The 14,203-nt window shown below is 59.1% G+C and carries 11 protein-coding genes; 6 read left to right on the top strand and 5 right to left on the bottom strand.

Annotation, left to right across the window (positions count from 1 at the left end; all coding sequences use genetic code 11):
- Positions 1-95: 95 nt before the first annotated feature.
- The 4 genes from RBB81_RS17555 (at position 96) to RBB81_RS17540 (ending at position 7,061) form a co-directional block, all read left to right on the top strand.
- Positions 96-1,064: a quinone oxidoreductase family protein gene (locus RBB81_RS17555; protein ID WP_353071533.1), complete on the top strand. Its 969-nt coding sequence runs from the start codon at positions 96-98 to the stop codon at positions 1,062-1,064.
- 123 nt (positions 1,065-1,187) lie between these two features.
- A complete protein-coding gene (locus tag RBB81_RS17550) occupies positions 1,188-3,596 on the top strand; it encodes a TonB-dependent receptor (protein WP_353071532.1) in 2,409 nt (802 codons plus the stop codon).
- A 330-nt stretch (positions 3,597-3,926) separates the two neighbouring features.
- On the top strand, positions 3,927-4,889 hold the full coding sequence (locus RBB81_RS17545) for a hypothetical protein (RefSeq protein ID WP_183787981.1): 963 nt from the start codon (positions 3,927-3,929) through the stop codon (positions 4,887-4,889).
- A gap of 192 nt (positions 4,890-5,081) precedes the next feature.
- Positions 5,082-7,061 (top strand): PAS domain-containing sensor histidine kinase, encoded by a 1,980-nt coding sequence (locus tag RBB81_RS17540; protein ID WP_183787982.1) that lies wholly within the window; start codon positions 5,082-5,084, stop codon positions 7,059-7,061.
- A gap of 47 nt (positions 7,062-7,108) precedes the next feature.
- On the opposite strand, the gene RBB81_RS17535 is transcribed toward RBB81_RS17540, so the two are convergent.
- The 3 genes from RBB81_RS17535 to RBB81_RS17525 all read right to left on the bottom strand — a co-directional run bounded on the left by RBB81_RS17535 (position 7,109) and on the right by RBB81_RS17525 (position 10,544).
- Complete coding sequence (locus tag RBB81_RS17535) at positions 7,109-8,080, bottom strand: class I SAM-dependent methyltransferase (RefSeq protein ID WP_183787983.1); 972 nt, start codon at positions 8,078-8,080, stop codon at positions 7,109-7,111.
- 390 nt (positions 8,081-8,470) lie between these two features.
- Positions 8,471-10,144 (bottom strand): chaperonin GroEL, encoded by a 1,674-nt coding sequence (gene groL, locus RBB81_RS17530; protein WP_179584174.1) that lies wholly within the window; start codon positions 10,142-10,144, stop codon positions 8,471-8,473.
- Positions 10,145-10,244: 100 nt separating this feature from the next.
- Positions 10,245-10,544 carry a co-chaperone GroES gene (locus RBB81_RS17525; RefSeq protein WP_020713919.1) on the bottom strand — a complete coding sequence of 100 codons (300 nt, stop codon included), beginning with the start codon at positions 10,542-10,544 and terminating at the stop codon, positions 10,245-10,247.
- 302 nt (positions 10,545-10,846) lie between these two features.
- Here RBB81_RS17525 and RBB81_RS17520 point away from each other — a divergent pair, with 302 nt between their 5' ends.
- Positions 10,847-11,416 (top strand): hypothetical protein, encoded by a 570-nt coding sequence (locus RBB81_RS17520; RefSeq protein WP_353071531.1) that lies wholly within the window; start codon positions 10,847-10,849, stop codon positions 11,414-11,416.
- A 24-nt stretch (positions 11,417-11,440) separates the two neighbouring features.
- A complete protein-coding gene (locus tag RBB81_RS17515; protein ID WP_353071530.1) occupies positions 11,441-12,169 on the top strand; it encodes an SDR family NAD(P)-dependent oxidoreductase in 729 nt (242 codons plus the stop codon).
- A gap of 200 nt (positions 12,170-12,369) precedes the next feature.
- Here RBB81_RS17515 and RBB81_RS17510 read toward each other — a convergent pair whose 3' ends face one another.
- Positions 12,370-13,161: a tyrosine-protein phosphatase gene (locus tag RBB81_RS17510; protein ID WP_353071529.1), complete on the bottom strand. Its 792-nt coding sequence runs from the start codon at positions 13,159-13,161 to the stop codon at positions 12,370-12,372.
- Positions 13,162-13,201: 40 nt separating this feature from the next.
- Positions 13,202-13,900 carry a phosphoribosylformylglycinamidine synthase subunit PurQ gene (gene purQ / locus RBB81_RS17505; RefSeq protein ID WP_353071528.1) on the bottom strand — a complete coding sequence of 233 codons (699 nt, stop codon included), beginning with the start codon at positions 13,898-13,900 and terminating at the stop codon, positions 13,202-13,204.
- Between the last annotated feature and the right edge of the window lie 303 nt (positions 13,901-14,203).

The raw sequence follows: 14,203 nt of genomic DNA, 5'->3' as shown, positions 1-14,203 counted from the left end.
GTTTAGATGAAGAAAAGGATTCACGAGCTTCACAATAGGCCACCCAAACTAAACCAGCTACTCCCTATGCAGCTCTGTTGTAACCTGAACCAGCCATGCAAGCCATCCAGATCCTCACCACCGGCTCCGCCGACGTCCTAACCCTCACCGACCTCCCCACGCCAGCCCCCGGTCCCGGCGAAGCCCTCATCCGCATCGAAGCCTCCGGCGTCAACTTCATCGACACCTACTTCCGCGAGGGCCGTTACCCCGCCAAACTCCCCTACACCCTCGGCCAGGAGGCCGCCGGCACCATCGTCTCCGTCGCCCCCGACGTCACCACCTTCAAACCCGGCGACCGCGTAGCCTGGTGCCTCATCCCCGGCACCTACGCCCAGTTCGCGGTAGCTCCCGCCACCCGCCTCGTAGCAATCCCCGAAGGCGTCACCACCCAGCAAGCCGCCGCCGCCATCCTCCAGGGCATGACCGCCCACTATCTTCTTCACTCCGCCTACCCCGTCCAGTCCGGCGACGAGATCCTCATCCACGCCGGCGCAGGCGGTACTGGCCTCCTCTTCATCCAGATGGCCAAAGCCCTCGGCGCCCGCGTCTTCACCACCGTCTCCAACGAAGAAAAAGCCACCCTCGCCCGCGCAGCCGGGGCAGACGAGATCATCTTCTACACCAAAGAGGACTTCGCCGCGAAGGTCAAATCCCTAACCGGCAACAAGGGCCTGCCAGTCGTCTACGACTCCGTCGGCAAGACCACCTTCGAGCAGTCTCTCCAGTGCCTTCGTCCCCGAGGCCTCGTCGTTCTCTTCGGTGGCGCCAGCGGAGCCGTCCCGCCCTTCGACCTCATCCGTCTCTCCACCATGGGCTCCCTCTACGTCACCCGCCCCACCCTCAAGGACTACATCGCCACCCGCGCCGAACTCGAACACCGCGCCAAAGAGGTCTTCGATGCAGTCGCCAACAATACCCTCAGGCTTCGCATAGAGCACGTCTACCCACTCGCCGACGCCGCGCAGGCCCATCGCGATCTCGAGTCCCGCAGAACCACCGGCAAGCTCCTCCTAATCCCATAAACTTCCGACCAAAGGGAGGACCACCAAGCTTTACTCGCCATAACAAGGTATACAAGTCACGAAGTGACCGCGCCGCGCGCAGCGGGCCCGTCCGGCAGGACCTCGCCCACTTACAATCAACCTATGTTCCTTCCGGCGCCCCGTAGCGCGATCAGCCTCCTTCTCGCCCTCGCCGCCGCTCTCTTCACCGTCCCGCTTGCCAGAGCCGTCATCGTTCGAGGCACCGTAACCACTCCCCTCGGAGTCCCTCTCGGCAACGCCCGCATCCAGCTCATACAAGGCCGCAGCGTCGCCGCCTTCACCTTTAGTCTCATGGACGGCACCTATGAGATCCGCAGCGGACTCCCCGGCCGCTTCGTCCTCCTCACCTCCGCCTCGCCCTTCACTCCCAGCATCGGAGACGCCTTCTACGGCGGTCGCACCGCAATCATCACTCGCAACATCGTCCTCGAATACGCCACCGTCACCCCGCAACTCGCCGTCACCGCCACCGGCATCCCCACGCCAATCCAACAGATCCCCGCCGCTATCACGCTCATTCCGAAGCAAGACCTCGAGACCCAGATCAACATACTCAACGACCTCCGCCAGGACCCCGGCACCAACGCGATCCAGACCGGCCAGGCGGGCGGCCCCATCGGCCTCTACGTCCGCGGCGGCAGTCCCGACGCCAACAAGATCCTCATCGACGGCGTCCCCGCAGCCAACATCGGCGGCGACTTCGACTTCAGCACCATCGCCACCACCACCCTCGCCGGCCCCGAGATCTATCGCGGAGCCAACAGCGCCCTCTATGGCACCGGTGCCGAAGCCTCCGTCGTCCGCCTCGCCACCACTCGCAGCAACTTCCTCCGTCCCACTCTCGACTACACCGGCGACGCAGGAAACTTCCACACCTACCGCAACGAAGCCATCCTCTCCGGCACCTTAAAAAGGCTCGACTACCAGGCCGCCTTCAGCCGCTTCAACACCTCCAACGCACTCCCGCGCGACGAGTACCACCTCACCACGAGCACCGCCAACATCGGCTACAACATCTTTTCGAACACCACCGCCCGCTTCACCCTCCGCAATGCCGACTCCGCCGTAGGCCTGCCGCAAGCGCACGACATCTACGGCTTCTCCGCCTCCGGCAAGCAAGCCGATCAGAATCTCGTCTCCGGCCTCACCATCGAAAACACCTTGGCAGGGAACTGGCACAACCTCGCCCGCTACGGCATCAGCCGCCATCGCGAACAAGAGCAGCAGTTCGATCAACTCCCCAACGGCGCCATCCAATACGGCGACATCGTCACCCTCCGCGGAGCCAACGGCTACACCGCAATCGGACAAGCCGCCTTCCTCTCACCCACCCTCGACAACGTCCACAATCGCGACGAGCTCTACTACCAGACCGACTACACCTTCCCCTACCGCATCGCCGCCCTCTTCAGCTTCCACTACGAAGACGAGCGCGGCCGCCTCTACAACCCCACCACCGGCTTCAACCAGCAGACCCAGCGCACCAACTTCCAGTACACCCTCCAGCTTCAAGGCGACATCCGCCACCGCCTCTTCTACTCCCTCGGCGGAGCCATCGAGCGCAACCACCTCTACGGCACCGCAGGCACCCCGCGCCTAGGCCTCACCTACGTGCCCGTCCGCCCCGGCCATCGCGCATTCCACGGCACCAGCCTCCGCGCCAGCGCCGCCACCGGCGTACAGGAACCCACCCTCGAAGACCAGTTCACCAGCCTCCGCACCCTCCTTGACGAGACCGGCAATCAATCCGCAATCGTCACCTACAACATCCGCCCAGTCGCCGCCGAACGCTCCCGCACCTTCGACCTCGCCGTCGACCAGAACATCCTCAACCAGAAGCTCATCCTCAAAGCCGGCTACTTCCACAACCAGTTCAGCCATCAGCTCGAGCGCCTCGCCCCCAACGGCCTCGAACAATACTTCAACATCCCCGCTAACATCGCCCTGCAAGTCCCCAACGCCTCACTGAACTCCCTCGCCTACCGCGCCCAGGGCCTCGAACTCGAGCTCCAATACCAGCCCCTCACGCATCTCTTCCTCCGCGGCGGCTACACCTACCTCGCCTCGCTGGTCGAGCAGTCCTTCACCTCCGACAACGTCTCTCCTGCCTTCAACCCTGACCTCCCCGGCATCCCCATCGGCGCGCTCTCTCCCATCGTCGGCAATCGCCCCTTCAACCGCCCACCCAGCACCGGCTTCTTCGCCGTGCAGTACACCGCCAGCAGATTCTCCGCCGCCATCAAAGGCGCGCTCGCCAGCCGCAGTGACGACTCCACCTTCCAGCTTCACAACGACCGCAACGGCGGCAATACGCTCCTGCTCCCCAACCAGGACCTCGACTTCGGCTACGCCAAGCTCGATCTCAACCTCCTCTTCAACGCCACTCGACACGTCACAGCCTTCACCCAGCTCGACAATCTTCTCGGCCAGCAGCACATCGGCCCCATCGGCTACCCCGGCCTGCCCTTCACCATCCGCGCCGGAATGAAGATCCGCATCGGCGGCAACTAAAGCGAAAGATAGGTCCTGCCGGACGGGCCTCCTGCGCGGAGGGCGGTCACTTCGTGACGGATATACCTGTCTCGGCAAGTCATCAGCATGGGTCCTCCCGCTGGCCGGAACCATCATCGCCGACCAACGGGAGGCCCAGCGCCCTTCACTCACCAGAAAAGGTACACAAGTCACGAAGTGACCGCTGCCCGCGCAGGGCGCCCGTCCGGCAGGACCCCGCACCGGAAAACGCAACGAACATGTCTCTCTCGTGTTTCTATCTTGTATGTTCTTGCCCTCCCCGCATCGCAGAGCCTCTCCGCACCGTCTAACCAATTGAAGGGAACAAAAATGAACCGATATCTTCTTGCACTTACTCTCCTCGCAGCAACTACGACGACCGCAGCCTACGCTCAGGAAGGCCCCGCCTCCACGCAGGCCCTCGTCGCCTTCGATTCCAAGACCCCCGTCAGCCCCACCGCAAAAGATCTCACCATCAAAATCGACAACCACGCCACCCCACTCGCCAATCTCGCCCCCATACCGCCCGGCGGAGCCCAGGTCGCTCTTCTCATCGACGACGGCTTGCGCACCAGCGTCGGCCGTGAACTGAACAACCTCCGCGCCTTCATCACCGGCCTTCCCGCAGGCACTGAAGTCTTCGTCGGCTACATGCAGAACGGCACGGTCCGCCCCGGCTCCGGCTCCGCAGGCTTTACCTCCAACCTCGCCGCCGCAGCCCAAGGCCTCCGCATCCCCAGCGGCATCCCCGGCTCCAGCGCCAGCCCCTACTTCTGCCTCTCCGAGTTCGTCAAGAACTGGCCCGGTCAGGCTGAGAATCAGATCAACCCCGTCCAGCGCAGAGAAGGCCCCGTTCACAAGCCCCGCTTCGTCCTCATGATCACCAACGGCGTAGACCCCTACAACGGCAGCACCAGCCCGCTCAATCAAAACAGCCCCTACGTCGACGCCTCCGTCACCGATGCCCAGCGCGCTGGCGTCCCCGTCTACTCCATCTACTTCAGCGACGCCGGCTTCGCTCGTGGCCGCGGCAGCTTCAGCGGCCAGAACTATCTCTCCCAACTCGCCGAGGGAACAGGCGGCCTCTCCCTCTACCAAAGCACCGGCCAAAACCCCGTCTCCATGGCCCCCTACCTCCAGCAGTTCCAGGAGGCCATCGCTCGAACCTACATCGCCACCTTTCCCGTAGACGCGAACAAAAAACTCGTCAGCCTCAGAACCTCGACGGATCTGCCCAGGACCAAACTCCGCGCTCCCTCTCAGGTCCGTCCCGGGACCGTCGTCTCCAACTAATCCCCAAGCGAATACTCAACAGACACACAACAGTGGCTCAACCCCGGAAGCTGAACGCGGGGGTTGGGCCGCTTATATTCTTACGTGATTATGCGTCGGGTAGATGACTATACTAATCTTCTGAAATTGAGCGAATACGAAAGGTAGTCATTAGTGGATACTGGAACGCATAATGTTCGAGCCGGTGATCCAATGACTGTAAGTGCACCCGCTCCGACAGCACGAGCGAAGACCCTGATTACCGGAAACAGCGAGATGGCCGATCGCATTCGAGCCCACGAATGGAGCTCGACACCCCTGGGGCCCATCGAAGACTGGTCCGAGACCCTCGTCACCACCGTAAATCTCATGTTGCATTCGCCATTTCCAACCATCCTCTCCTGGGGGCCGGAGATGGTGTTTCTGTACAACGATGCGGCCATCCCCACCCTGATGGGAAAGCACCCCAGCGCGCTCGGCGGTCTATACCGCGATGTCTTCCCGGAGGCCTGGGATCTGGTCAGTGCCGATCTGAATGCCTGTCTCTACCAAGGCCTGACAGCGGTACGAGACAACATGTTCATCCCGATCTTCCTGGATGGAGTTCTGGAGGACCATTATTGGAGCTATTCACTCATCCCGGTCTATGAAAACGCCAGGATCGTAGGCATCTACGATGCTTACCGCAACACGACCGACATCGTGATGGGAGCTCGCAAACTTCGCGAAAGCGAGACAAAGCTGAAGCTGGCAACAGAGGTTGCGAAGCTTGGAGTGTTCATGTGGGACACCCTTGAAGATAGTGGAATCTGGGAAAATGACCAGATGTACGAGATCTTCGGGCGGACGCGCGAAGAAGGCCCCATCAACGGCTCCGCGTTCATCAACGAGGTCGTGCATCCCGACTTCCGCCAATCCTTTCGAGAGGCTACCGAATCAACCCTGCAAAATGGCACACCGTTCCAGTTCGAAGGAATGATCTGTCGTCCCGATAAGACTCTGCGTTGGATCGAGGTCTGTGGGCAACTTCAGCCAAAGATGCATGGTTCTGCCGGACAGATCCTCGGCACTGTTCGGGACATCACGGAAGTCAGAAGCGGCCAGGAAGCGGTACGGAATAGTTCCAAGCGCCTTTCTGAACTCGCGGCCATCGTTGAATCCTCCGACGACGTCATCGTGAGCAAAGATCTCAATGGCATCATCACCAGCTGGAACGCGGCGGCCACCCGCGTCTTCGGCTACTCGGCAGACGAGATAGTCGGCTCGTCGATTCTCAGGCTCATTCCGGAGCACCTCCACTCCGACGAAAAGACCATCATCGCAAGCATTCGCTCCGGAAAGCGGGTCGAACACTTCGAGACTGTGCGCCTTACCAAGGGCGGTCGACTGGTCGAGGTCTCGCTTACGGTGTCTCCCATCAGGGACGAGCACGGACGAGTCATTGGGGCCTCCAAGATTCTCCGCGATATCTCAGGACGCAAACGCATCGAAGAGTCCCTATTGCAGGCAGAGAAAATCGCTGCGACAGGCCGCATGGCCGCGACGATCGCCCACGAGATTAATAATCCCCTTGAATCGGTGATGAATCTGCTCTACCTTCTCCGCCCCATGATCACCGACCCCTCGGGCATCAACTACCTCAGCTCTGCGGAAGATGAGCTAGGCCGCGTCGCCCACATCGCCAAGCAGACGCTAGGCTACTACCGGGAACACGCTTCGGCCAGCAATGCCTCGCTCAAAGAGATTGCCCTCCACGCGATTACGATCTACGAGCCACGATGTAAAGCTTCCAGCATTGAGATCAGGACCGCGCTCGATTCGTCGGCCAAAATTGTGTTGCGCCGCGGCGAAATGATGCAGGTGATCTCGAACCTGATCGCCAACTCGATCTACGCTATGCCGGCAGGCGGCGTTCTCTCCGTCTCCGTCGAGGACGCGAAGCGTTCCACGGATGGGATGATCCTGACCGTCCAGGATGATGGCGTGGGGATCGCACCCGAGCATCTGCCCAGGGTGTTCGACGCCTTCTTCACCACTCGCAGCACCGTGGGTACCGGCATTGGATTGTTTGTGGCTAAGCAGTTTGTCGAAGGTCACGGTGGTCAGATCGAGATCGAAAGCAGCGATGCCCCGGAGAACCACGGCACGACGATCCGTATCTTTCTGCCGAAGGTCACTGCCTACCACGACTAGGGCCGATTATGCCCGGGCTTGCCGGTGTCACACATTCGGTGCGTAGTTCAAACCCGCTCAATCCATATCGACGAAAACGTATTCGGCTCCGTGTCCACCCCGCGATAGTCCGACACCACCCTGCGCAGAAACGCCTCGTCATGATGACGAATCAGCGGAGCCGACAACGTCACCGCAAACTGACTGCTTCCACACAGAAGCGCATGCAGCAGCATCGACTCGTTCCACCACATCGGCCACACACTCTCATAGATCCAATACTCCGCCGGATGTGGTCCGTGGTAAGGAAAAGGAATGTCGTGAACGTGAATCACGGCTCCAGGAGCCATCTCAGGCAGCACCTCCAGAAACAAGAACGGCACATCTCCATCCAGACGTACGATGTGGCTTGAGTCGATAAACAGCACGTCATTCCTGCCCAGCGACGTGAACAGCTCAACTCCCACATCCTGTACCTCCTGTTGCAGCACTCGGATCTCAGGTATCTCCCACAAAGCCTCGAACGGATTAGGTTCAACACACGTGATCCTCATCGGACTGCCCTCCCGCGCATTTCGCTCTGCCGCGAGACTTGCGTAGTAGGTCGACAACCCAGACCCAACCTCGACATACCGCTTAGGTCTCTTCCAACGCAACATCGCATACAAAACCATCGCATCCACTCGTGGATAGCCGTGACCAAATCCGCGCTGCAACACCTCCTCATAGGGTGTCAGCTCAAGAAACTCCTCCTGATACAGAGCAAGCAGCTCGGCCAGCGTACCCTTCATCCCCGCCAGATCGTACTCAACACCCAGCAGGGCACTCGGCCTGTCCCATCGTCCCCGCGTCGTCTGCAATCTCCGCCGGGAAGGCAGCGGTGAATAGTAGTCGCTCTTTCTCGCCACGACAAAACCGCACCGATCCATCGCCCACTGAAACGCGCGAACCGGAGACCTCTTCACGTTGCGAAGGCCCACATACACGTCAGGGGGCAATCTCCTTCGCAGCAGCGCTCTAACTGGCGTCTTCGTCGACATAAAGCGATACATTTCCCCCAGGATCCAGAGACCCAAGAGGAACCTATCACCCAGTCAGCTTCGGCCTTGTCATACCCTGGTCACTCAAAGGTCAAATCTTCGTTTGTACCCGAAACCCAAGGAAACCGATAACGCGCCGCGAGACGATCCACCGGCGACCTCAAGAAAAAATCAAATTTCCACAGAAAAGTTAAGTTATGGTGGCGCATTTTTCAGCTCGATAAAACAGCCATCCAAAACACCACGTCCACCACGCAAAACACCACAGCTTCACCACCAAAAAACCACCATCAAAACGCTGCTTTTCCCAAAACACCCCTCAAAACTCCAGCAAAAACAGCAAAGCCCCGGCTCTCACCGGGGCTCCACTTTTTTTCTTGAAACAACCTCTTAGTACATGCCGTCCATACCGCCGCCGCCATGCTGATGTCCGCCGCCCGCAGCTTCCTTCTTCTCCGGGATATCAGCGATCATCGCCTCGGTGGTCAGCATCAACCCAGCGATCGAAGCCGCATTCTGCAGAGCAGTACGCGTCACCTTCGTAGGATCGATAACGCCAGCCTTCACCAGGTCCTCGTAGGCGCCTGTCGCGGCGTTGTAGCCGTAGTTGGCCTCCTTCGATTCGTGGATCTTGCCGATCACAACCGCACCCTCTTCGCCAGCGTTCGAGACGATCATGCGCAAAGGCTCTTCAATCGCGCGACGAATGATCGTGGCGCCGATCTTCTCATCGCCTTCGAGGCTCTTGATCACTGCCTCAACCGCAGAGGTGCAGCGAACAAACGCCACACCGCCGCCCGGGACAATCCCTTCCTCAACAGCCGCACGCGTCGCATGCATCGCATCCTCAACACGAGCCTTCTTTTCCTTCATCTCGGTCTCTGTCGCCGCGCCAACCTTGATCACTGCAACGCCGCCAACCAGCTTGGCCAAACGCTCCTGCAGCTTCTCACGGTCGTAGTCGGAGGTGGTCTTGTCGATCTGTGCGCGAATCTCCTTCACGCGTCCTTCGACATCGCCGTCCTTACCGCCGCCATCGACGATGGTGGTGTTGTCCTTGTCGATCGTCACGCGCTTCGCAGTGCCAAGGTCCTCGATCTTCACACCCTCAAGCTTGATGCCGAGGTCTTCCGTGATCGCCTTACCGCCGGTCAGAATCGCGATATCCTGCAGCATCGCCTTGCGACGATCGCCGAAGCCAGGAGCCTTCACGGCAGCGACATTTAGCGTCCCACGCAGCTTGTTCACCACGAGAGTCGCGAGCGCCTCACCGTCCACATCCTCAGCAATGATGACTAGGGGCTTTGCGGTACGGGCAATCTGCTCGAGCAAGGGAAGCAGGTCCTTCATCGACGAGATCTTCTTCTCGTAAATAAGGATGTAAGGATTCTCAAGGGCAACTTCCATCCGCTCCGCATCGGTCACGAAGTAAGGCGAAAGATAACCGCGATCGAACTGCATGCCCTCAACGACATCCAGCTGCGTCTCCATCGTGCGAGACTCTTCAACCGTAATAACGCCGTCCTTGCCAACCTTCTTCATCGCTTCCGCGATGATTGTGCCGATTTGCGAATCCGAGTTGGCCGAGATCGTTCCAACCTGGGCAATCATATCGCCCGAAACCGGCTTAGAGAACGTCGACAAAGCACCGCCTACGGAAACACCGTTCTCATCGCGCTTGCCGATGATGGCCTCAACCGCCTTATCGATACCGCGCTTCAGAGCCATTGGATTTGCACCGGCAGCAACCGTCTTCACACCCTCGCGATAGATCGCCTGGGCCAGAACGGTAGCAGTGGTGGTACCGTCGCCGGCGACATCTGAGGTCTTCGAAGCCACTTCGCGAACCATCTGCGCGCCCATGTTCTCGAGCGAATTCGAAAGCTCAATCTCCTTGGCAACGGTCACGCCGTCCTTGGTGATCGTCGGCGAGCCAAACTTCTTCTCGATAACGACATTGCGACCTTTCGGTCCAAGCGTTACCTTCACTGCGTCGGCCAAAATATTGACGCCACGCAGGATAGCCTGACGTGAATCTTCTCCATGCAGAATCTGTTTTGCCATTGTCTTACTCCTGTTGCCAGCGGAATGCTGGTGAAAGTGTTTGTGTGAGGCGCCCGAAGCGCCGATTATGCGGCGAAGCCGCGGTATACGGCACGAAGTGCTACTTCTTGAGGATTCCGAGTACTTCTTCCTCACGCATGATCAAAAGCTCTTCGCCGTCGATCTTGATCTCGGTGCCCGAGTACTTGCCAAACAGAATGCTGTCGCCGGCCTTCACATCCAGCGGGAATACCTTGCCTTCGTCGTTCGACTTGCCCTTGCCGACGGAGATTACTTCGCCCTGCTGTGGCTTCTCTTTTGCTGAATCCGGGATGATGATCCCGCCACGAATGCTTTCGCCCTCTTCTATCCGCCGAACCAGAATCCGGTCATGCAGCGGTGTAAATGATGTTGTCGCCATTGCTTACATCTCCTTGGTGCAATTTTAGGCGAACGGGGAACCGTCCGCGTTGTTGAGCGCAGCCTCAGCCATCGACCGCCGGCCCTAGCTGCAAATAAAAGAGTGGAATAGGCCAAAAGACCCGGCTCACATCAAACTTGCGGACCGTTAGCACTCAAGCCTTCCGATTGCTAACGATAGTCAGCCCGCCTGCAGTTGTCAACTCGGCTGCGTGAAATGTGAGTGAAACTCGCGCAAGCATTTGGGGTTGCGGCAGCACACCAAATCCAACAACCAAACCTCAAAAGTCGTAGAATGAGGCCATGTCGTCACGCCGCACCGTCTGGTCGCTATCGTTTCTCGTTCTCCTCTTTGCTTTCGCATCCAGCCTTCCCGTCAAGGCCCAGGATCAGAGTGCCCCTGTAAAACGGGGCCGCAAGTACAAGTCGCCCCCGGCCACCTCCCACATCGAGGTTACGGTCGTAAAGAAGTTCAACGGCAAGCCCATCATGAACGCCGCTGTTATCTTCAACCCGTCGATGGACGGTAAAGACGAAGGCAACCTCGAGGTGAAGACCGATCCCGAGGGCAAGGCCACTATCGACGTCATTCCTACGGGCAGTACTGTTCGCGTGCAGGTCATCGCGCAGGGATTCGCAACCTTTGCCGAAGAGTATGAAGTAACCGAACCGAACAAAGAGATCTCCGTCTCCATGATTCATCCCAGAGAGCAGGTCTCTTCCTACGAGAACAATGATGGCAAAGCCGCAACCAGGAAGCCCGGTGTCCAGGAGCCTGTAAGGCCGACTACGCCCGCCGCCAAACCTGCACCCAGCGCTCCGCCCGCAACTCCGCCGCAGCCTGCCGCTCCCAACTCGACACCCCAGCAATAACGGATAAGTAGCAATAAGGAATTTATGGACAGGCCGCTAACAGGGAAGACTGTGCTTGTAACCGGGGCGGCCAAGCGTATCGGCCGTTCTATCGCCCTGGCCCTCGCCGAGCGCGGAGCTGACGTAGCCATCACCTACCTCGCCTCCCAGGCCGAAGCAGAGCAGACAGTGCACGCACTCGCCGCGCACGACGTCGACGCTTTAGCCATTCGCTGCGACCTCCGCGATCCCGAAGACATCGAGCAGACCGTTGCCGCAGTCGTCAACGATCTGAGCCGCATAGACCTTCTCGTCAATAACGCGGGCATCTTCGCTTCAGAAGCACTCGAAGACATCTCGGTCGACCAATGGGACGCGATGTTCACGACCAACACTCGCGCTCCTTTTCTTATGGCCAAGGCAGCGCACCCGCATCTTCGCGCCGTCAAAGGACGCATCCTCAACATCGGTTCGCTTGGAGGCCTGCATCCCTGGGCCACCCACGGCCACTACTGCACCTCAAAGGCTGCGCTACATATGCTGTCCAAGACCATGGCAAAGGCTTGGGCGCCTGAGATCAGCGTCAACTGCATCGCACCTGGCATGATTGTCCAGGGCGAGGTCGATGAGGCTTACGAACATTTGGCCCGCAAAACACCCATGCAACGCAACGGCACCGCCGAAGATGTAGCCGCAGCAGCGGTCTTCTTCGCCACAGCGCCCCACTTCATAACCGGGCAGCTGATCGCCGTCGACGGCGGCCTCGGACTGTAAAAATATGTCCTGCCGGACGGGCCCACTGCGCGTGGGGCGGTCACTTCGTGACGCGTGACCGCTTCGCCAGGCGCTCCCGATGGTCGCAAATGACGCTCATTCCGACCAACGGGAGGACCACGCGAAGCTCTAAAAAGGCGTGCGAACGCCCGCCCCACGCGTAGTGGGCCCGTTCGGCAGGGCATATTTTCTAAGCGAATCTACCGCCCCAGAAGTTTCCGCCACCAGCTCTTCTCCTGCAGCTCGTCGTAGAGATTCAGCGCTTCCAGCTGTGGCGGCATAGGCTTTCCCAAAAACACGGCCAGTGGGTTAGACACGCACAGCAGGTGCGCATAGTCCGGGCCATACTTCTTCGCCACCAGCTCGAACGCCTCCCGCATCTTCGGCGCGCGGGAGGTCGTATTGTGCGCATCGGTCGCTAAGAAATTTACCCAGCGATTCTCGAGCAGCTCATGTGCCATTCGTTCAGCGTGCTTGCCCATGCGTCCCAGCACAGACGCAGCTGTGACCTGGACCAGCACGCCGCGCTGCAGCCACTCCGCGATTCGATCCTGATCGTTCTGTAGTGTGGGATTCCTCTCCGGATGGGTCAGAATCGGCGTTAGCCCAGTAAGCTGCAGTCGATAGAAGATCTCCGTAAGCCCACGGGGCAGCCCATAGTCCGGAACCTCCACCAGCAAATAACCGAGCCCATTGATGCTGAACTTCTTCGGGTCTAATTTGGCTTCCTGGATATTTTCATACGACATGTGAAAGTCGCATCCCCGGCCCAACTTCACCCCGACCGAGTCGCGATCTAACCGTTCCTGCAACTCGACAATCTTCGCGTCGATGATTGGAGGGTCGTAGAAGTACTGCCCATTCGAATGAGGGGAGCACACGATGTGCGTGATCCCATCGTCCGCAGCCATCTTCGCCATGGCCACCGAGGTTTCAAGGCTCGAAGCACCATCGTCCATGCCCCACAGAAGGTGATGGTGAATGTCAATCATCGCGTGAACAGGTTACCACCGCGTTATTCGATTCGCAGCCCTACCGGGCCGAAGCCAACGACTCTGCCATTCCTTGAAACAGCAGCAAACCATCCGCGGATCCCAGCAGCGTCTCGCTCGATCGATCTGGATGGGGCATCAGACCGAGCACATTTCGACCTTCACTGAGCACGCCAGCGATATTTTCCAGCGATCCATTGGGATTTGCTGCAGCCGTCACCACACCCTCGCGAGTTGCGTAGCGAAAGGCAATGCGATCTTCCTTCTTCAGTGTTTGCAGCGTCTCCGAATCGCAGAAGTAGTTGCCTTCCATATGCCCAATCGGCATCTGCAGCACGTGCCCGCGGGACAGTCCATGCGTAAAGGGAGAATCGTTCGTTTCGGTTCGAAGAAACGTCTGCTTGCAGATGTAGTGCTGACTGGCGTTGCGCATCAGTGCGCCGGGAAGAAGACCTGCTTCGCACAGAATCTGAAAGCCGTTGCAGATTCCCATCACCAGTCCGCCGCCCTGGGCGAACTTCTTGACTGACTGCATGACTGGCGCAAAGCGGGCAATGGCGCCGGTTCGGAGGTAGTCGCCGTAGGCGAATCCGCCGGGCACGAGGATCGCGTCGCAACCCTGGAGGTCCTCTGAGGCGTGCCAGAGGTAGGTTACGGGCTGGTGTGCAATCGCGTCCACAACATGGTGGGTGTCATGGTCGCAGTTGGACCCGGGAAAGACCAGAACGCCAAATTTCATGGTTTAAGGATAGCATTCGTGTCTCGGGAGCTAGAAAACGGGTGGGAAACCTGGAAAAAAATCTGGTTGTGGTGGCGGGTGCGATTTTAGAGGGGGTTTGTGGTTTTCCACCATGCAAAATGATGGTTTTTTGCTGGTGAGAACGTGGTGATTTGCGTGGCTGACGTGGTGTTTTAGCACCATGTTTTTTACTCGCTAAAAATACGCCACGTTTTGGAACTTTATTTTGGGTAAAGGGTCCTGCCGGACGGGCGCCCTGCGCGGGCGGCGGTCACTTCGTGACTTGTATACCGCTTCGCGTGA

This window comes from Tunturibacter gelidoferens (assembly GCF_040358255.1).
In the GTDB taxonomy this organism is placed as follows: Bacteria; Acidobacteriota; Terriglobia; order Terriglobales; family Acidobacteriaceae; genus Edaphobacter; species Edaphobacter gelidiferens.
The sequence above is the reverse complement of the archived record's forward strand: the minus strand, read 5'-3'. Positions and strand labels throughout refer to the sequence as shown.

Coding starts and splice junctions, on each gene's coding strand:
- RBB81_RS17555 (WP_353071533.1), top strand. CDS start 96: ATGCAAGCCATCCAGATCCTCACCACCGGCTCCGCCGACGTCCTAACC.
- RBB81_RS17550 (WP_353071532.1), top strand. CDS start 1,188: ATGTTCCTTCCGGCGCCCCGTAGCGCGATCAGCCTCCTTCTCGCCCTC.
- RBB81_RS17545 (WP_183787981.1), top strand. CDS start 3,927: ATGAACCGATATCTTCTTGCACTTACTCTCCTCGCAGCAACTACGACG.
- RBB81_RS17540 (WP_183787982.1), top strand. CDS start 5,082: ATGACTGTAAGTGCACCCGCTCCGACAGCACGAGCGAAGACCCTGATT.
- RBB81_RS17535 (WP_183787983.1), bottom strand. CDS start 8,080: ATGTCGACGAAGACGCCAGTTAGAGCGCTGCTGCGAAGGAGATTGCCC.
- groL (WP_179584174.1), bottom strand. CDS start 10,144: ATGGCAAAACAGATTCTGCATGGAGAAGATTCACGTCAGGCTATCCTG.
- RBB81_RS17525 (WP_020713919.1), bottom strand. CDS start 10,544: ATGGCGACAACATCATTTACACCGCTGCATGACCGGATTCTGGTTCGG.
- RBB81_RS17520 (WP_353071531.1), top strand. CDS start 10,847: ATGTCGTCACGCCGCACCGTCTGGTCGCTATCGTTTCTCGTTCTCCTC.
- RBB81_RS17515 (WP_353071530.1), top strand. CDS start 11,441: ATGGACAGGCCGCTAACAGGGAAGACTGTGCTTGTAACCGGGGCGGCC.
- RBB81_RS17510 (WP_353071529.1), bottom strand. CDS start 13,161: ATGATTGACATTCACCATCACCTTCTGTGGGGCATGGACGATGGTGCT.
- purQ (WP_353071528.1), bottom strand. CDS start 13,900: ATGAAATTTGGCGTTCTGGTCTTTCCCGGGTCCAACTGCGACCATGAC.